The following is a 19,032-nucleotide window of genomic DNA, read 5'->3' as shown; positions in this document are numbered from 1 at the left end:
GCCCTTATGAGGTGATCTTTTATGAAAAGCAGAACCTTTCTTATTTTTTTTTCAATCTTTATCACAGCCATTACTGTAGGCTTATTAATTTACTTTATTTCCAAACGTGTTCCTATGAATGATGAAAATGTCGTGGGCAATACTCCCGGCAATCTTTATAATGGCGGACTTTTCCTTGAAATGGACGGAAAGGTTTATTTTTCAAACCCTCTCGGAAATGACTGTCTCTACTCCATGAATCCGGATGAAACAGATGTCAAACAGCTTACTTCCATGAATACAAGTCATATCGTAGGTGCAGGAAAATACATTTACTTTTACCTTGATTACTCCAAGAAAAATGTATCAAACAGCAAGCTGAAAGGACTTGGAAATGTATCCGTTTTCTATGGCTTATATCGAAGTCAGCTTGACGGTGAAAAGCAGGAGGTTCTTGACAGAGAGTATATCTCCTCCGTTCAGCTTGTAGGTAGTTATCTCTACTATAACGTTGACAACGGTAATAAGGCAGGACTGAACAAAATAAGAATTGATGAGCGAAACCAGAGCCTTGTTACAGCTGAAAAGCTTGACCCCTCATGCGCCCTCGACGGAAAAATCTATTACAGCGGTGTTGATCTTGATCACGATCTTCACGTTATGGACACTCTTTCAGAGGATACTTCCAGCATTCTTCTGAGTGGTAATATCTGGCAGCCCATTGTTCAGAACGGTTTTGTTTATTACATCGATGCTGCTCATCATTACAGGCTCTGCCGCACAAATCTCTCCAGCGGCGAAACCAGTGTACTTACCGACTCCAGAGTGGATTTTTACAACATGAACGAATTCAATATCTTCTACGCCACTTCAGAACCCGGCAATCAGACTTTAAGAGTCATGAAGCTTGACGGCTCTAACAATGCCGTAATCGCTGAAGGTATTTTCCACGCTCTCAGTCTCACCTCGAAGTATCTGTATTTCAAGCCATTTGATGTTGAGAATGTAATGTATCACGTTCCTGTTGACGGCTCCGACGTTGTCAGCACATTCCTTCCTCTGAACAAGTAAAAATGGTCTAGACAACTTGGCACAAACATATATAATTGATTAAAGAAAAAAACTAATCAGTTTTATATGGGAGTGCAGAATCTATGATGAACAATCTAAGACACATGATGCGACCGCTTGATTTCACTGTAGAAGAGCTTGAAGAATTATTTGACACAGCCGGTGATATCGAGCGCAACATGAGCGCCTATGCGCACAAATGCGACGGTAATATCCTCGCAACCTGTTTCTACGAACCCAGTACCAGAACAAGACTCAGTTTCGAGACCGCAATGCTCAGACTCGGCGGTCAGATAATCGGTTTTGCCGATGCCTCCAGTTCATCCGTTTCAAAAGGCGAAAGTGTCGCCGATACTATCCGTGTTATTTCCAGTTTTGCCGATATATGTGCCATGCGTCATCCCAAGGAGGGTGCTCCGATGGTAGCTGCGGCGAATTCCATTATTCCTGTTATTAATGCCGGCGACGGCGGTCATCACCACCCTACCCAAACTCTTACAGATCTGCTAACAATTCGTTCCTTACACGGAACTCTTTCAGGTTTCACTATTGGTCTCTGCGGCGATCTTAAATTCGGCAGAACCGTCCATTCTCTTATAAATGCACTTGTTCGTTACAAGGATATCCATTTTATTTTCATCTCTCCTAACGAACTTCGTGTTCCGGATTACATCACAGAAATGTTAAAGGAAAACAACATAACGTATGAAGAAGTAATAAAGCTTGAAGACGTAATGCCAAGACTGGATCTGTTATACATGACCAGAGTGCAGAAAGAGCGTTTCTTCAATGAAGAGGACTACATTCGCCTGCGCGATTTCTACATACTCAATGAGGAAAAAATGGAGTTAGCAAAAAAGGATATGCATATCCTCCATCCGCTTCCCAGAGTAAACGAGATTTCAGTTGAAGTGGACAAGGATCCGAGAGCTGCATATTTCAAGCAGGTTCAATATGGATTGTATGTGAGAATGGCTTTGATACTGACTCTCCTTGATAAGACCGATGCACATATGAATCATGGATTGTTAAGGGAATGGTAATTTAGAAAGGATACAATATGCTTAATGTAGGAAAAATCGAAGAAGGTTTCGTTTTAGATCATATAAAAGCCGGACGCAGCATGCAGATTTATCATCATCTGGGACTCGACAGGCTGGACTGCACCGTTGCTATCATAAAAAATGCAAGAAGCAATGTTATGGGCAAGAAGGATATTCTGAAGGTTGAGTGCGATATCGATACTCTGGACCTTGCGGTTCTGGCTTTCATCGACCATAACATAACCGTAAATGTAATTAAAGAAGGTGAGATTGTTGAAAAGAGAGCCCTTTTCCTTCCTCACGAGATAAAGAATGTTATAAAATGTCACAATCCCAGATGCATCTCTTCAATCGAGCAGGAGCTTCCGCATATCTTCTACCTGGCTGATGAAGAAAAAGAAATATATCGCTGTAAATACTGCGATGAGAAATATACAGAAAGCGCTAAGAGCTGATTGCTCTTAGCGCCTTTTTTAAATATCAGTTACCGCATTCAACACTGATTTCATTGAACAAATGCATTATTTCTTCAGGCTTCATCTTTTTCTTGTCTTCACCTGATTTATCAAGAATTATTGATCCTTCATGCATCATCAGAAGTCTGTCACAATACTCCGTAGCATATCGAAGGTTATGGGTAACCATAATAGTTGTAACCTTTTTCTCTCTGACGATTTTATCCGTAAGTTCCATAATGATATCCGCCGTTTTAGGATCGAGCGCAGCAGTGTGCTCGTCCAAAATAAGAAACTCAAGCGGTGTCATCGTACTCATAAGAAGCGCCACAGCCTGGCGCTGACCACCTGAAAGAGAACCAACCTTTGTATACAGTTTATCCTCAAGGCCAAGTCCCAGGCTTTTCAGAAGATCTCTGTAATAATCCTTTCGCTTATGATTAACGCCTGCCTGAAGTCCGAAAATCTTGCCCTTATTATCAGCGATGGACATATTCTCCAGAATATTCATGGACGGACATGTTCCCTTTGATGGATCCTGGTAAACTCTGCCTATTGTTCTATGTCTCTGATAGTCACGCTCATTGGTGATATTTTCACCATTGACAAGAATTTCTCCTCTGTCGGCCTGAATCGATCCACAGATGATATTGAGCATTGAGGTCTTGCCTGAGCCGTTACTTCCAACAACAGCAACAAACTGTCCATCCGGAACTATCAGATTGAAGTCATCAAAGAGGCACATCTCATTGACAGTGCCGGGATTGTAATTTTTATAAATTGATTTCAGTTCCAGCATATCAGGCCTCCACTTTCCGCTTCTTGTCTCTGGTGATAATGAGAATCACAAGGAACAATACAGCTGTGATGAGCTTTAAGTCTGTCGATTGAAGACCACATTTAATGGCAATCGCTACGCAGGCCTTATATACTATGGCACCGATAACAACACTCGTTGTAATTTTGAAAAATGACACTTTCTTTAAAAGAGCTGTTCCTATGATTACACTGGCAAGACCTATTACAGCTGTACCGGTTCCCATGGATACATCAAAGTATCTCTGCTGCTGAGCATAGATGGAACCCGAAAGAGCAACAAGGCCATTGGCAATAGCAAGGCCGATGATTCTGACCTTACCCCTGTCAACACCCATTGATGTGACAAGAACATCGTTATCTCCGACAGCCTGAAGCATAAGTCCTGACCTTGTTTTAAGATACCAGTCGAGGATAAATTTCACTATTATTGTGATGACAAAAAGAATAATCACCGACTGAAAACCCGCAATCCCGGGAATCATCCCAAACAAAGAGTTCATAAGCTTGTTATCAAAAATTGTGTAGTAATCATACATGGGAAGGTTTGCTTTTCCTGCAATTCTAAGATTCACTGAATACAAACCGGTCATCATAATAATTCCGGCAAGAAGATCCCTTACCTTAAACACCACATGGATTATGCCTGTGCAGACTCCTATAAGGCAGCCTGCCGCAAAACATATCGGTAAAGTAAATATCGGCCGGACCCCGGCTCTTATCATAACAACAGCAAGGCAGATTCCAAAAGGGAATCCGCCATCTACTGTCATGTCAGGAAAATCCAATATTTTATACGTAATATACATTCCCAGAGCCATGATTGCGTAACACAAGCCTTGCTCCAGCACACTTATCAGAAGTGCCATAGTTACTCCTATCCGCTTATAAATTAATTTGCAGCGATGTTATCGTAAACCTCAGCTGCGCCTGAAACAAAGCTGTCATCAAGAGTCATTCCGATCTCTTCAGCTGCCTTGGTATTAACATAAAGGCTGGGCTCACTTATTACTTCGAAAGGCATCTCGGAAGCCTCGCTCTCTCCCTTAAGAACCTTAGCTGCCATCTCTCCTGTCTGGATTCCAAGCTTAACGTAATCAAGGCCCATAGCTGCAACGCAGCCAACCTTAACCTGCTCAACCTCTGAACCGAATACAGGAATCTTCTGCTCCTTAGCATAGCTAAGTACTGTCTGAAGACCTGAAACAACTGTGTTATCAGTAAGGTTATTGATGCAGTCAACCTTGGTTACAAGATCTGCAGCTGCCATATCGAGATCAGCAAGAGTATTGATACCGCTGTCTACGATTTCAAAGCCATACTCCTCTGCATGCTCCTTGTACTGAGCAATTGTACTCTCGGAGTTAGTCTCACTTGTTGTATAAAGAATACCGATCTTCTTAGCATCGGGAAGCATCTTTCTGATCATATCGAGCTGCTCTGTAACAGCAAGTGCATCAGATGTTCCTGTAATATTTCCTACAGGTGTCCCATCCTCTTTTGCAAGCTCTGCAGCAACAGGATCTGAAACAGCTGAATAGATAACAGGTACAGTTGTTCCAAGTGCGGAGTTATATGCACTCATTGCACTGGGTGTGGCAATACCGCAAATAAGATCAACTCCGTCTGCAACAAAAGCATCGGAAATCTGGCTTGCAGTACCTGTATCAGCCTGAGCGTTCTGGAAATGAACCGTAAGATTCTCACCTTCTACAATTCCTTCATTTGCAAGTCCCTGAAGGAATCCTTCGCGACAGTTGTCAAGTGAACCGTGCTCAGCGAACTGTGAAATACCGATTACATATTCATCTTTAGATTCCTCGGTAGCTTCTTCATCCTCAGTCTCAGCAGCTTCCTCTGAAGTCTCTGCCTCTGCTTCGTCAGTTGCATCAGAAGCTTCTTCTGCAGCATCCTCAGCTTCAGTACTCTCTGCCTCTTCACTGGAAGCAGCTTCTGTACTCTGAGCCTCACCTGCGTCATCCGCTGTTTTGCGGTTGTCACCGCAACCTGTGATAGTCATCGCCATCATCGATGCAGCCAAAATAGCTGCCAGCATTTTCTTTTTCATAATCTCCTCCTATCAGTGCCCTAGGCACTTCACTACTGTAAACTAACACAGCAAGTAACTTTATTATCATACAACATAATACCCACAAGCGCAATCCAAAGCCCAGACTCGAAAATGCAAGCATTTCCTCGTTGGTGCTCCGCGCCAAATAGATATAAAAAAATGCAGATAACCGAGTAAACTCGATATCTGCATTTTGTTCATATCTGCTTGGCTTTGGATTAGTATCCAAATTCCTGAGCCCAGTACCAGTTTCCGTTGTCTGCCTGGTATACAGCTATTCCGACTGACTTGAAACCTGACTCCATAATGTTGGCTGCGTGAGTAGGTGATGCCATCCATGCAGCTACAACCGAATCGCCTGTGTTGTAAAGCTTTGCAAGATTCTCACCGTACATGATGCTGCTGTTTACTGTGTACCACGCATCACCGTTAGGTCTGTTATGTGAAAATGTACCAACGATCTCCTGTGCTCTTACAAGTGCTGCCTGAGTAAGTGCATCACTCCATGAAAGAGCGCCAAGTCCTGCAGCTGTACGCTTCTGATTTACAAGACCGAATGCTGCCTGAGCTGCTGCCAAAGCACCTTCGCTTGTAGGTGCCTCGCCGGCAAGGGCGATAGCCTCATCGTCGATATAAATATTCTCAGTGTCCTCGTTGATCCCTCTGAGAGCTGCTACGTCATCAATTGTTGCCACCTTCTCTGCACCACATGCCATAACGTTGAGTGAGATAACAACTGCAACCATAGTAGCTATTACGCGTCTGAACTTCTTCATAACTGATTCCTTCCATAAACAAAAACTAAAAATGTTTATCAATTACTTACAAGACAATAATACCATGTATATCACAATTGTCAATGGTAAAATCAAATTAAATTACATTTATGATTGAAGTTTTTATTATTTTCTTTCAAACTCGCTATTTTAGGGCATTGGGATAATTTTTTGAAGCCTAAAGTTTCCCGGCATAATATGATCATTGTTTTTTGAACTTGAAAATCGCTTTTGATCCACCGGCTTTTTTTATCAGTTTAACCAGTCTGGTAAATTTCTTCTTTGTCGATACATAAATTGTTATCTTTGCGCCTTTTTTTATTCCCTTGAAAGCACCACTGCCCACCTTTAACAGATTATTTCCTTTTATCTTAATCACTGAAAGATTCGAACAGTTTTTGAATGCCCCCTTTCCGATCGTTCTAATCGTTTCCGGGATGATAACCTTTTTCAGCTTTTTATACCCCTTGCATGCACCATCTTCTATTTCTGTTACCGTATACATGCAGCCATTTTCATCTGTCACTGTGGAAGGAATCGTTATAGACGAAGCTTTTTTATTATTGCCAGCTTTAAAAGTCACTTCAGTATTTTTATCAGGAGTTATCTCAAATACTCCTTTTTCCGTATCTATGGGTGCAACTGTATCAACCTGTTTATCCGCTACCTCTTCAGGTGCATCCACTTTTTCAGGCTCGGGTAATGAAACTGTTATCTTACACTGAGCCGTATGGCCTCCATCAGCGGAAGTAACCGTAATAATCGCTTCACCCGGGGCAATGGCTCGCAGTATATGCTCATCCACTTCTATGCAATCATAATTACTTGATTTAACTACATAATCCTTCACTGTAGCATTTTCAGGTATTATCTGTACATCGGCAACGATGCTTTGTCCTATCTGCATCTCCATCTCTGACTGAGATAATGAGATACCGGTAACCGCCACATATTGTTCATCTCGTATTAATGAATTCACATCAGTCTGTGACAGGTAATCATATGTATAATGCGTGCCGTAAGCCTTGGGCATTCTGAAACCGACAAAAGCTGATGAGCTGTTCCTTAGATGAGCCTTGGAACTGTCACCCACCCCCTTCTCATACTCTGCCGTCGTCCTGTTGAACCAGTCATGTCTGAGTTCACCTTCAGTTGAAATAGCCCAGGTAGTGTCCACCTCGTACCATGATCCGTCAAGTCTCACTATGTTCCAGGCATGACCGCCTCCCGCATATCCGGCGATGATCATGGATTCAATGCCCAGTCTTTTCAAAATCAGTTCATACCCGGCTGAATATCCATCGCACACTGCAAGATGGTTAACAAGTGCTCCATATGCCGTATGTGAAAGGTTATAATATCCTGCTGTCGACCTGTCTGCAGCGCAGGCATGATCATATTGAAGATTTCCTACATAATAATCATGAACATTTAATTCAGTAAGTGCATCCCACATCTGATTAACACAATTGTTACTAGGGTTTTTCAGATCACTGATCCACTTATTAAGCGCAGTTGTAATCTGGCTATCGATATTTTCAAAAGCTGTTTCGTCATAATTTGCGGTAATCACAATATAACTGTTAAAATTACCGGATTCATATTTTGACCAATAATAGGACGTATGACACATATAGAATTCAACTTTTTCCGGATGATCAAAATAGAGAGCCTCCTGTGCCCTGTTCAGCACATTTTCGTATTCTTTAGTGCTAAGGTCATACGCATTCTGGAAGGTTGAACTGCCTGAATAAACAAGTGTCTTATAGGTATTAAGGCAATCCCATGTATAAGTATTTGTTCTTTGTGAATAAGGAATGAAATTGTCAGAAACAATAGATCTGTATAAAGCTGAATAGATAGCTTTCTCTGCAGGCGACAGATACCTGTAATGCTCACCGGTTTCAATTGGAGCAGCATTCAAAGCATCCCCAAGAATAAGTGTATTTCCTACCAGAGTGTCTTCTTTAGGCGCAGAATTCTCCAAAGGGTCGTCATCAGGAATCAACTCCGTTATAGCCGGAGGTTCATGCATATCCCCGGTCGGATATGTAGCAGCGGCTTTGACATCCGCCTTGAAAATCGACGTCACCATTAATGGTAACACAAAAAGAGCCACAGAAATGGCCAGTGCTTTCACACTATTCGTTTTTGAACTACTCATAACAAACTAAATCCCCGCACTCAACTTAAATCTCATAAGAAAAAAGTATATTTTTACATATACTATAGGTCATATTATACCATTATTTTGAACTTTTTGTTTCATATATTATTATTTTCAGGTAGGACAGATCAGTGCCCCTTTGCAGCTTTATGTGAGGCCAACTCGTCGATGAGGGTCCAGCTGATCTCTACCATCTGTTTTTCAAAATCATTTAATTTATCAAAGGGCTTAAGAAGGTTGTTTTCTCTGGTGTCATCATTTGTTTTTTCTGCATAAGAATAGTTATGCAATAAATAGAAACGACAGGTGCGCTCATGTTCAAGCTTGTTCAAAACAGCCTTCTGTTCATCGGACATATCATTTCTTGCCGCAGAAGCCTTCCGCAACGTTGCAGAAGGAATGTCATCGAAGGGTTGGCAGGGCGCCTCATCTCCAAGAATCATATGCACCTTAAGACTTATATGGTCGGTTGTGATATAGTTCATGTCCTTAATAAGACTGTCTAAATCTTCCCATAACGGGATAGCGCCGCCTAAATAGAAGCGCATCATTTCATGACGGCAAAGTGCCATATCAGTCAGAGTATTGTGCAGTACAAAGGCGGGGGTAAGGATATCTCTGGTTTGTCCAAAAGGAGTAGCAATACTTCTGACGTTACTATTATAAATATATATTTCACCACTGAAGGCAAAAAATTTCTGAAGAGTCTGAAGAACAGCGATATTATCCTTTTCAGAGTCGTCGCAAAGAATGATGCGATCAGCTTTTGCCAGGAGCTTTTCGTCCGCGTTCCAGTGGCTGTCATGGAAAATGATGCTGTCTCTTCCATCGGATTGTTCGTTAATACTTACTATATCACTGAGTTTTTTACGGTTTCTGCAGTATTCATCTGAATTACCGAATACATGATAGTGTATGCTCTGGTCCTCGTATAAGACATTTAATTCAAGCGCACGATCAAGAAGAACTGAACCTGCAGCGCCAAAACCGATAAGAAGAATGGTTTCGTTTTTCTTTTTTACAGGGTATTGCTGCCAGAATAATCTGGCCGTACAGTCAGTTAGTGAGAAGAAACTGATATTCATAGGATGATGGGCCGGTGTAAAATTGGCCAGACACACGATAGGGGCACCGGTATCGGACAGCGTTATGGCGTCCAGGAAATTTTCCATCTCGTTATCCTTTAAGCACATAATATGAGCATCATAAAGAGAACCTCTACGTTCAAGGAGTTCTGCGGCAGACCATTGAACGGAAATTGCCTTTGAGCCTTTTCCGTCATCCTGACAACCTGAATAGATGATAACTGCGTCAGGACGTACGGATTTTATGTTTTCAGCAAAAATCATTGAGTACTGGGATTTATCGGTAAAAATATACCAGGGTTTGGCCGTATGAATCGATAGAAGGATAATAGGCTTAATGCGGGAGACAAATTCCATCATGAATCCCACAAAGAAACCGAGCAGACCGATACCTAAGATAACGAATATGGACGCTATCAGGCGGCCTGCGGGAGTAACAGGATAGAAATCACCATATCCGATAGTGGTGAGGGTAACGAGGGAGTACCAAAAGGCCTCTCCAATGTTATGAATCGTGGCGGAGGGATCTCTTCTCTCGATTTCCACCAGCAAAAAAAGCAGTGCCAGGTAAGCGGCAATAAACCCCAGAAGAATTCTGATATAACGGCGAATCATGAAAAACATGCGCCTGAAAACAGAACCGCCGGAGCCTTTGTTTACTGCATGTGTAAGCTTTAGATCATTTATTCTTTCTTTGAATGACTTTTTATTATTCATAGTAATCCTCTATGAAATACTATCAAAGCGGAATCAATGTTTCTGATTTTACTTTACTCTGTGGCGTGTATTATTGCAATAATTTGCTTCTGCGATTCAAATCAGCTGTGATATAGTAATGTGTAGAAATAAACCAAAGAGGTGATACACATGACCATATTGCAGCTAAAATACGTTATTGCTATTGATGAAGAATCATCCATGAGAAAGGCGGCGGACAGACTCTATGTCTCACAACCCGGTCTTTCAAGTGCGGTAAGAGATCTTGAAAAGGAGCTTGGAATTCAGATTTTTGAGAGAGTTCATAACGGCGTCGTTACCACATCCGCCGGGGCTTCCTTCATTGCCTATGCAAGACATGCGGTTGAACAGTTCGAGATTGTTGAAGAAAAATATTTGAACTCAAAATCCGATAAACCCACTTTCTCAGTTTCCATGCAGCATTACACCATTGCAGTTAATGCTTTTATCGAGACAGTAAAGGAATATGATCTTGATGAATATCAATTTTCCATAAGGGAGACTCAGACAAGTGAGGTAATCGAAGATATCAAGAATATGAAAAGCGAAATAGGTGTTATCGCTCTTTCGGATTTCAATAAAAATACCTTCAAAAAGATTTTCACAGATGCATCGCTTGAATTCCACGAACTTTTCACACGTAATACATATGTGTATTTGAGAAAGGATCATCCCCTTGCAGATAAGGAGGAACTCTCACTTGAGGAACTCTCCGACTATCCCTGCATGGTATTCGACCAGGGTGATAATACTTCCTTCTATTATAGAGAGGAAGCCCTTGCTACCTATGATTATAAAAAGATCATCAGTACCAACGAACGAGCAACTTCAATTGAACTAATGCTCGGCCTTAACGGCTATGCTGTCGGAGCTGCAATGCTCGGAGACAGTCTTAATGAATCGGATCTAAAAGCTGTAAAGCTTAAGGAAGACGAGACGCTCACCTTCGGGTATATAACAAGAAAGGGCGTCGAACTCAGCGAAATGGGAGAAACTTTTGTAGAAAAGCTTGAAGAATACTTGGATTAAAAAAATTATGCCTGTATGTGAAGTTTGTCATCATCACTGCAATTTAAAAGAGGGTATGACCGGAATGTGCATGGCAAGGACCTGCCGCGGCGGAGAGATTGTATGCACAAATTACGGACTTATCACGTCCATAGCACTTGACCCAATAGAGAAAAAACCATTGTCCAGGTTTTATCCCGGATCAATGGTGGTTTCTGTCGGAAGCTACGGATGTAATCTTCGCTGTCCGTTTTGCCAGAATCACACTATATCTTATGGATTTGATCCAATATTGTCGCTTCCGCAGACGAGATATATAGCACCTGATGAACTGGTCGGTATCGCTGCCTCGTATAGGGAAGATGGAAATATTGGAATAGCTTTTACATATAATGAACCGCTTATAGGCTATGAATATGTAAGAGATACATCAAAACTGGCTCATGAAGCGGGGCTTAAAACTGTGCTCGTATCAAACGGCTGCGTTTCGGAAAAAATCCATGATGAAATTATTCCATATATAGATGCGATGAATATTGATCTCAAGGGATTTACCGATTCCTATTATGAGGATGTCCTTAAGGGTGACAGAAAGATGGTCATGGACTTCATTACAGCTGCTGCTAAAGAGTTACATGTGGAACTGACTACGCTTATTGTCCCGGGATACAATGATACCGATGAGGAAATTCTGGAGCTGTCCTCCTGGATTGCGGGAATTCGCGATGATATTCCGCTTCATGTAAGTCGTTATTTTCCGAGGTTCAATATGACAGATGTGCCTGCTACAGAGGTTTCAAAAGTCTATCATCTTGCCGAGCTTGCCGGGCAACAGCTCAAATATGTATATACGGGTAATTGTTAAAATAAAAAAGGGGAAAGCCGGGTTCTTGTCACGAAGAATCCGGCTTTTTTCTATGAAGAAAGTGTTCTTATGAGGGGGTGGAACTTATTTACTGTTCCTTACAGTGTTTATACTACAGTACAAATCGTAAGGAAAAGTGACCAAAATGTGGTAATTCTGTGAACTTGAACACATTTTATAATCTTGTATGATTTTATAGAAAAATCAATTTTTCCCCGTTGTAGTACCATCCTCAAGATGAATAATAAGTCTACCCTTACCAATTGCATCCTGATGCTGGCCTTTTTGCAGAACTTCCTCAATTACGCCGGCACAGGAAGTGCAGATCTGTCTGGATTGCTTGTTATTGTCAAGATCGGCAACTTCAAGATCAAAGGAGTCCTTCACATTCGTGTAGTGGAACTGCTGTAGTCCCACAGAATAAACCTGATTATCATCTATTGGTTCACCCTTAAAATTGAACTTCAGGAATGAATGTGTCTTCTGGTCATACTCTATTTCAAGTCCCTCAGAAAGCTGGTAAAACTCCGTGTGCTCTCCTGCAAGAGCCTCATCTCTAAGCACGCGCAAAAGACCATGCTTTAGCTGTGCACCAGTCCAATAGGTTACAAATACACCATCATCATAAGGGAAATTCTCATCCAGGTCTTTTTTTGTAACAACAGGACCAAGCTTCTCCGTGCGGATGGAACCTGAACCGAGGAGCATAATATCAAGTCCCAGAGCCTCACAAAGAGCATCCGAATAAAGATTGCCAAGCTCAGTCTCCTCTATACGTGAAGGATGTGTGAGCTGCCTTACAAACTTGGTGATGATTCTTCCATACTTTGCATCCGTACTCGTCTTGTAATTATTTATTATTTCCTCAATGCCGGGATCCTTGGGACAGGTACTTTCATTAATCGGAACCGGTTTCCAGGTATAGCTGTCGATGCAGTTATTATCCGTATCGATCATGATGTCAAAACGTCCGATCTGATCCGTACCGGTACCTGCCTGAACAATCGGAATACCATTTACAACGGCAGGCTCTTCTATGAAGGTATGAGAATGACCGCCTATTATCACATCAACTCCCCATGCCGGATCAAGCATTGCTGCAAGCTTTTGGTCCTCCTCAAAGCCGATGTGTGTAAGAAGAACTGTAAAGTCTATATCAAGCGCATTATAGGTATCACAGATTCTTCCGATTTCATCAGCGGCATCCTGCAAAGTCACAAGAGTTCCTATTAGTTTGTCCGTCTTGCACTGCATGAGTGCAACCTCTGTTATGATTCCTATGAAAAGAATCTTCATCCCATCTATCTCTATAATTTTATAGGGTTCGAAGAGCCTGGCATTATTCGTCTTAATATGGAAATTGGCATTGATAATCGGAAACTCAGCACATTTTTCAAGGAAAAGAAGGTGTGATACGCCGTAGTCCACCTCGTGATTGCCAAGTGTTACAATGTCCGGAGCGAGCATATTCATGATCTGAATTGTGGATATGCCGTGGAATTCAGAATCTATAACTGAGCCTCTGAACATGTCACCCGCAATGGCATAGAGGACGTTTTGCTCCTCATGCCGAATCTTACTGACATATCCCGAAAGAAGAGATAAGCCTCCGACAAGCTGCTGGTCTACCTGCTCTGCAAGAAAGTCGCCGTGCATATCGTTTGAGTGTAAAAGTGTAAGTTTCTTTAAATTCTTCATTTGTAATCCCCCTCATCCGGCGCTTCGCGCCACCTGTCTTCGCTCCGCTTCGGTCCGCGCTGAACCGACGTCCCCCGGACGTCGAGCGCCCCACCCAGGGGGAAGGCATTGAAACAATTTCTATTGCAAATTAATCTTTATCCTACCTTCCACTACTGCATCCTGATGCTGGCCGTTTTGTAGCATTTCCTCGAGTACCTCGGCACAGGAGGTTGCGACTGCGCGGTAGGAGTGATTTTTCTTTAAGTCCTCAGGTTTAAGATCAAAAGAATCCACAAGATTTTTGAAATGATATTCCTGGAGTCCTACAGAGAAAACTCTATTCTCATCAATAGGCTCTCCTTCATAGTTAAATTTCAAAAATGAGTGAGTCTTCTGGTCGTATTCAACCTCAAGTCCTTTTGACAACTGATAAAACTCGGTGTGCTCTCCAGCAAGAGTTTCGTCGCGCAGCATCCTCATTATTCCATGCTTTAGCTGAGCACCTGTCCAGTAGGTAACAATGGCTGCATCATCATAAGGGAAAGCTCCGTCAAAATCTCCTTTTGTCACAACAGAACCCAGCTCCTTTTTTCTTACAGATCCGGAAGCCATAAGAAAAATATCAACTCCAAGGGCGTCCTTTAGCATATCTGCGAAAAGGTTTCCTAGCTCTGTCTCTTCTATCTTGGACGGATGGGTTAACTTCCTAACAAATTTGGTAAGTATTCTTCCGTATTTTTCATCAGTTGAAGTCTTGTAGTTAAGGATCATGTCCTCAATCGCAGTATCTCTCGGGCAGGTCTTATTGTTGATTGGAACAGGCTTCCAGGTGTAGCTGTCTATTTTGTTTTTATCTGTATCTATCACCATATCAAAGCGGCCTATCTCATCTGTTCCTGTCCCTGCCTGCACAATCGGTATTCCATTTACTACAAAGGGTTCTTCCATAAATGTATGTGAATGTCCTCCGATTATCACATCTACACCCCAGGCAGGATCAAGGAGCTCCGCGAGCTTTTGGTCTTCCTCAAATCCGATATGCGTCAGTAAAACCGTCAGGTCTACATCGATTGCATTATAGGTGTTACATATCCTTCCGATTTCAGCCGCTGCATCCTCAAGTGTTATGAAGGTTCCTATAAGCTTATCCATCTTGCACTGCTGAAGGGCAATCTCCGTTATTATCCCTATGAAAAGAATCTTCATTCCGCCAACTTCAATAACCTTACATGGATCGAATAATCTCGTGTGGTTTGTCTTGATATAAAGATTCGCATTTATTATAGGAAATTCCGCACATTTCTCCAAAAACAAAAGATGTGCAACACCATAGTCCACCTCATGGTTGCCCACTGTCACTATGTCCGGAGAGAGCATGTTCATAATTTGAATTGTCGAAATTCCGTGAAACTCAGAATCAATAATAGAGCCTCTGAACATATCTCCTGCAATTGCATAGAGAACATTTTCTTCCTCATGTCTGACCTTACTGACATAGCCTGAAAGAAGTGACACGCCTCCAACCAGCTTATCGTCAGCCTTCTCGGCAAGGAAGTCGCCGTGCATATCATTCGAGTGAAGAAGTGTTAGTTTTTTCAAGTTCTTTTTTGGCTTTTTTTCGTTATGCTTCATATTATCCCCCTACATTAAAACGCTCACTTGATGTGATATCCCATATTGAAAAGGCTGTCGAATTCATCCATGACATAATAGCCGCCCTGAAGACTGACAATCTGCCCACTGTCATACACCCTGGTTCCGTCCGTAAGCTCATATTCCAGTGAGTAATTAAAACCATCGATTTCAACATCGCCAGTTTTATTGTCTTTAGAAGAATAAAGCTGATACTTGTCTATCATGTTAAAAAACTTTTGCCTCTGTGACTCGCTTAACTTCGTGTATGTGTTATTATTTGTCGAATACCAGTACTCACCGTCACGAAGTTGCACCTCTACACGAAGCCTGGTAATATCCATGCTGGAACCGAATTCAAAAACAAACCTTTCCAATGATCCGCCATCGGTTCCATCAATTTGTGAATCAAAAGTCGCTATAGACTTATTTTCATTATCATACTGTTCCACTTTTAGATGTACATTACTTCCCAATGAAGTATAATCCGTATCTTCAAAAATCTTCATATCCACATCTTCGTTAACAACAATCTCATATAAGAAGCTATATTCTTCGTTATTCAGCAAATCCCGGGCAAAATCATCACTAACCACAGTTCCGAGCGGAAGCATATTCCAGATTTCAAGATTACCGTATTTATCAGGATCATCAGCACAATAAGGTTCTTCCTTGTATCCGTAGATATAGCCATCCGTATTAGCACTATCTAGTCCAAAAAGATCTCTTGCTGCTTTCATACCATAGGAGCTTATCTTGTTCCATTCAGAAGTAACGTAGATATCCTTTGTCAGAACATTGATCATGATTTCTTCTTTACCGCCGTCAAGATATTCCCCCATCACCCAATCTGTCACAAGATGATCCGGCCCCACCTGAGTTCCACTAATACCATAAAAAGTATTCCCCTTGATTATTGCATCAGGATAAACCTTCTTTACTGCTTCCTCAGCAATAGGAATAGCCTCTTTTACATGCTTCTTAGCCTGTTTCGATTCGTCTTTGGGAGATGGACATCCCATAAGACAAACACTCAGAAAAGAAATCAATATAATATAATTACTTTTGAAAAATTTTCTCCGAATGTTCATAGTACATTCCGTCCCATGCATATTCATATTTTGACATCTCAACGATCTGTCCGCTCTCATCTGTTACAACCTGCACAAGCGCAGGATCAAAATATCCGCCGTGCGCCATATTCTCCATTCCGCTGTATTCATAGTTCACAGCAGAATATGCATACTCATCATCAGGAAGGTAATACCCCAGCGCGTCTTCTGAGCTGCTTCCAAGGGCAGCCTTGGTCTCCTGAACTTCAACGCGCTGTAAAGTACAACTGTTACCAAACTCCAGCCATTTGATCGCATAAAAAGAAGTATCTTTAAGGCGTACCTGTTCTTCATTCCCTACGGTAGATGGTGTAGTACCTTCAGTATCATACTCACCGTCATATGTATCCGAATCAGGCCTCTTGAAAAACCATATGCCGCTCATACTCCTCTCATACTGAAGTCCGTCTGTTGCAAATCCTGTCCTTTCATCTCCCAATTCCCTCAACATCAGATAATCCATCCCGAGATTATTGGCGATCAGAATCTGAAATGACTGTCCCGGTCTTACTTCATCCCATGTGTATTCTCCGGATGAAAATTTTGCAGACAAGGTTAGCCTGTCGTAGGTACCTGTTTTTACAGTATCATCAAAGACATCCGTAAGCTCGATGTTGAAGGTCTTTTTATCACCGTTTGCCCGGACAAAACGCACCGTCTTATATTGCGGAAGCGGAAAATACAGAATATCCCTGCGGATTCCCGGTTCCTGTATCAGTTCCCCATCATCCATGATTTCCCATGCGCCATACAGATATTCAAGCATTGCCTTATCCCCGGGCCCATATGCGGTTCTTCTGAATTCAATGCGCTTATAGCCGCCATCACCATCAAGTTCCGGCTGGGTATATGCTTCAATCCTATCTTCACCCGGATAATAATTTATCTCGTAGAGATAAAACAGTTCACTCGTGACAGAAAGCGAAACATAGTTTTCTTTTGCCTCCGGCTCAAATGAAGCAGAACTATCAATATCTGCCTCCTTAAATGTCATGCCGTCGTTTTTTATAGTAAGAACCGCATTACTATCATCCTGCGAATACCAGGTTCCTTCGAATTTATTATCCTGACTACTATCCATTATCTGTCCGCCACTACCCCTACATGCCGTGAAAGAAACCAAAGCCAATACTGACATTGCAATGATTAAAAGCTTCTTATTCATATCCGCAGACCTCCACATGACGATATATCGTTTCCGGAATATAGCCTTCCTCATCGTATTCCATGTCATCAGTCTTAGTAATAATCTCTGTGATCAGTTTACCGTCACAGACAGATAATAATTTTTCCTGAACCTTTTTAAAATCATCCACGATAAAATCGATCCATTCGATGTCCACTCCGCATTCTTTCAAAGTATCCGCAAATCCGGGATCTTCCATATCGGAGCCGGCGTATTCGTCAGAACCAAGCTCTTCAAAGCCATCGCCATCATACGTAAGAGCCTTGAAAACCAGATTCACCCCATCCGCTCTCGTATAATATGATTCCATGGTAGTAATGGCTATGACAGGCTTTTCGTTATATTCATACATAAACACGAACGTATTACCATCATCGGACTCCAGGATGTTTTCCCCATATTCATAAAAGGCCGTATCTTCAACCTCTCCGTTTTCATCGTTATACTCGTATGTGGAAACCCACAGGTTCTCGTAAATATCATCACCCGAGAGCTGGCAAATAATCATCTCATCTTGTCCATCACCGTCTATATCTGCAAAACAGTGATTAACGATTCCAAACAGCTGAGGTGGATATTCCGTATAATAGATACCCTCATCGTCACGCACTGTAATGAAGCTCTCCTTCATACTGCTTATCTGCGTGAACTGACTCTGCACAAACTCTTCGAATGCGTCATGCGCTGCGGCGTTAAAATCTTTCAGCTCTTTTTCCTTCTTTTTTTCAGGGCTCCCCTTTTCAGCCAGATCTTCACATAATTCTTCAAATTCTTTCCGAGCGCTTTGGGATTTGAAGGAATACTCCTGATACTTATCTTCATCTCCGGACCAGTACAAATATGTCCACGGACCACTGCCACCATCCTCCGGATTATCACCCCTTGTTCTAACCTGGCCGCCCTTTATTATCCCGACAAAGTCTGACCATTCATCGTCAGAAAGTTCAAATTCCGCCTCTGCTATCGTATCCTCTTCAGTAGTTGGACCATAATCATCCTTTCGCTCCCTCTCCTCAAAGAAAAACATGTGCTTCCCGTCCTCAACATAGAAGAGATACCTCAGATAATATGCATCGTAATTGATGTTCTCTATCGTATAATAGAACTTGTTAATCTCATCTTCTGAAATATCCTCACCGGCAATCATGCTAACTTCTTTAAGCACTTTGTCAGAACCAGCAACGCTGCTTTTTTCAGCCTTGTCCTCAGACCCCGTTACACTTCTTTTTTCAACTGTCCCGGATATATTTGTAGTCCTACTGCATCCTGTCAATACGCATAGCATCAATAAACATGACAAACAAAGATAACGCTTCTTCATGACTATCCACCCCCATATTGTGTTAAA

General features: G+C 41.9%; 16 protein-coding genes. 5 read left to right on the top strand and 11 right to left on the bottom strand.

The window, feature by feature from the left end; genetic code table 11:
- Positions 1-21: 21 nt before the first annotated feature.
- From G596_RS0108960 to G596_RS0108950, 3 genes are all read left to right on the top strand, one after another.
- Positions 22-1,050 (top strand): DUF5050 domain-containing protein, encoded by a 1,029-nt coding sequence (locus G596_RS0108960; RefSeq protein WP_022761506.1) that lies wholly within the window; start codon positions 22-24, stop codon positions 1,048-1,050.
- Between the two features lie 86 nt (positions 1,051-1,136).
- On the top strand, positions 1,137-2,093 hold the full coding sequence (pyrB, locus tag G596_RS0108955; RefSeq protein ID WP_026497733.1) for an aspartate carbamoyltransferase: 957 nt from the start codon (positions 1,137-1,139) through the stop codon (positions 2,091-2,093).
- 17 nt (positions 2,094-2,110) lie between these two features.
- The gene (locus tag G596_RS0108950) at positions 2,111-2,548 is read left to right on the top strand and encodes an aspartate carbamoyltransferase regulatory subunit (protein WP_022761504.1); all 438 of its coding nucleotides are present in this window, start codon (positions 2,111-2,113) and stop codon (positions 2,546-2,548) included.
- Positions 2,549-2,573: 25 nt separating this feature from the next.
- On the opposite strand, the gene G596_RS0108945 is transcribed toward G596_RS0108950, so the two are convergent.
- The 6 genes from G596_RS0108945 to G596_RS0108920 form a co-directional block, all read right to left on the bottom strand.
- Complete coding sequence (locus G596_RS0108945) at positions 2,574-3,347, bottom strand: ABC transporter ATP-binding protein (protein WP_022761503.1); 774 nt, start codon at positions 3,345-3,347, stop codon at positions 2,574-2,576.
- 1 nt (position 3,348) lies between these two features.
- Entirely contained in the window at positions 3,349-4,233 is an 885-nt protein-coding gene (locus G596_RS0108940) for an ABC transporter permease (RefSeq protein WP_022761502.1), read from the bottom strand.
- A gap of 23 nt (positions 4,234-4,256) precedes the next feature.
- Positions 4,257-5,432: an ABC transporter substrate-binding protein gene (locus G596_RS0108935; protein WP_022761501.1), complete on the bottom strand. Its 1,176-nt coding sequence runs from the start codon at positions 5,430-5,432 to the stop codon at positions 4,257-4,259.
- A 221-nt stretch (positions 5,433-5,653) separates the two neighbouring features.
- Complete coding sequence (locus G596_RS0108930; RefSeq protein ID WP_022761500.1) at positions 5,654-6,211, bottom strand: CAP domain-containing protein; 558 nt, start codon at positions 6,209-6,211, stop codon at positions 5,654-5,656.
- 202 nt (positions 6,212-6,413) lie between these two features.
- Positions 6,414-8,375 carry a leucine-rich repeat protein gene (locus G596_RS0108925; protein WP_026671264.1) on the bottom strand — a complete coding sequence of 654 codons (1,962 nt, stop codon included), beginning with the start codon at positions 8,373-8,375 and terminating at the stop codon, positions 6,414-6,416.
- Between the two features lie 131 nt (positions 8,376-8,506).
- The gene (locus tag G596_RS0108920) at positions 8,507-10,180 is read right to left on the bottom strand and encodes a potassium channel family protein (protein ID WP_022761498.1); all 1,674 of its coding nucleotides are present in this window, start codon (positions 10,178-10,180) and stop codon (positions 8,507-8,509) included.
- A 150-nt stretch (positions 10,181-10,330) separates the two neighbouring features.
- On the opposite strand from G596_RS0108920, the gene G596_RS0108915 reads away from it, so the two are divergent.
- Together G596_RS0108915 and amrS are read left to right on the top strand one after the other, a co-directional pair.
- Positions 10,331-11,230, top strand: a complete 900-nt coding sequence (locus tag G596_RS0108915) for a LysR family transcriptional regulator (RefSeq protein ID WP_022761497.1) — start codon at positions 10,331-10,333, stop codon at positions 11,228-11,230.
- Between the two features lie 4 nt (positions 11,231-11,234).
- Complete coding sequence (amrS, locus tag G596_RS0108910; protein WP_155829224.1) at positions 11,235-12,074, top strand: AmmeMemoRadiSam system radical SAM enzyme; 840 nt, start codon at positions 11,235-11,237, stop codon at positions 12,072-12,074.
- A gap of 204 nt (positions 12,075-12,278) precedes the next feature.
- On the opposite strand, the gene G596_RS0108905 is transcribed toward amrS, so the two are convergent.
- The 5 genes from G596_RS0108905 to G596_RS0108885 form a co-directional block, all read right to left on the bottom strand.
- Positions 12,279-13,772 (bottom strand): bifunctional metallophosphatase/5'-nucleotidase, encoded by a 1,494-nt coding sequence (locus G596_RS0108905; protein WP_022761495.1) that lies wholly within the window; start codon positions 13,770-13,772, stop codon positions 12,279-12,281.
- A gap of 120 nt (positions 13,773-13,892) precedes the next feature.
- Entirely contained in the window at positions 13,893-15,386 is a 1,494-nt protein-coding gene (locus G596_RS0108900; RefSeq protein WP_022761494.1) for a bifunctional metallophosphatase/5'-nucleotidase, read from the bottom strand.
- A gap of 23 nt (positions 15,387-15,409) precedes the next feature.
- Positions 15,410-16,408, bottom strand: coding sequence for a hypothetical protein (locus G596_RS0108895; RefSeq protein WP_155829220.1), 999 nt, complete (start codon positions 16,406-16,408; stop codon positions 15,410-15,412).
- 37 nt (positions 16,409-16,445) lie between these two features.
- Entirely contained in the window at positions 16,446-17,663 is a 1,218-nt protein-coding gene (locus G596_RS0108890) for a hypothetical protein (protein ID WP_022761492.1), read from the bottom strand.
- Positions 17,656-19,005, bottom strand: coding sequence for a hypothetical protein (locus tag G596_RS0108885; protein ID WP_022761491.1), 1,350 nt, complete (start codon positions 19,003-19,005; stop codon positions 17,656-17,658). The genes G596_RS0108890 and G596_RS0108885 overlap by 8 nt, the downstream gene beginning before the upstream one ends.
- Positions 19,006-19,032: the final 27 nt, after the last annotated feature.

The sequence above is a fragment of the Butyrivibrio sp. AD3002 genome (genome assembly GCF_000420905.1).
Taxonomy (GTDB): domain Bacteria; phylum Bacillota; class Clostridia; order Lachnospirales; family Lachnospiraceae; genus Butyrivibrio.
The sequence above is the reverse complement of the archived record's forward strand: the minus strand, read 5'-3'. Positions and strand labels throughout refer to the sequence as shown.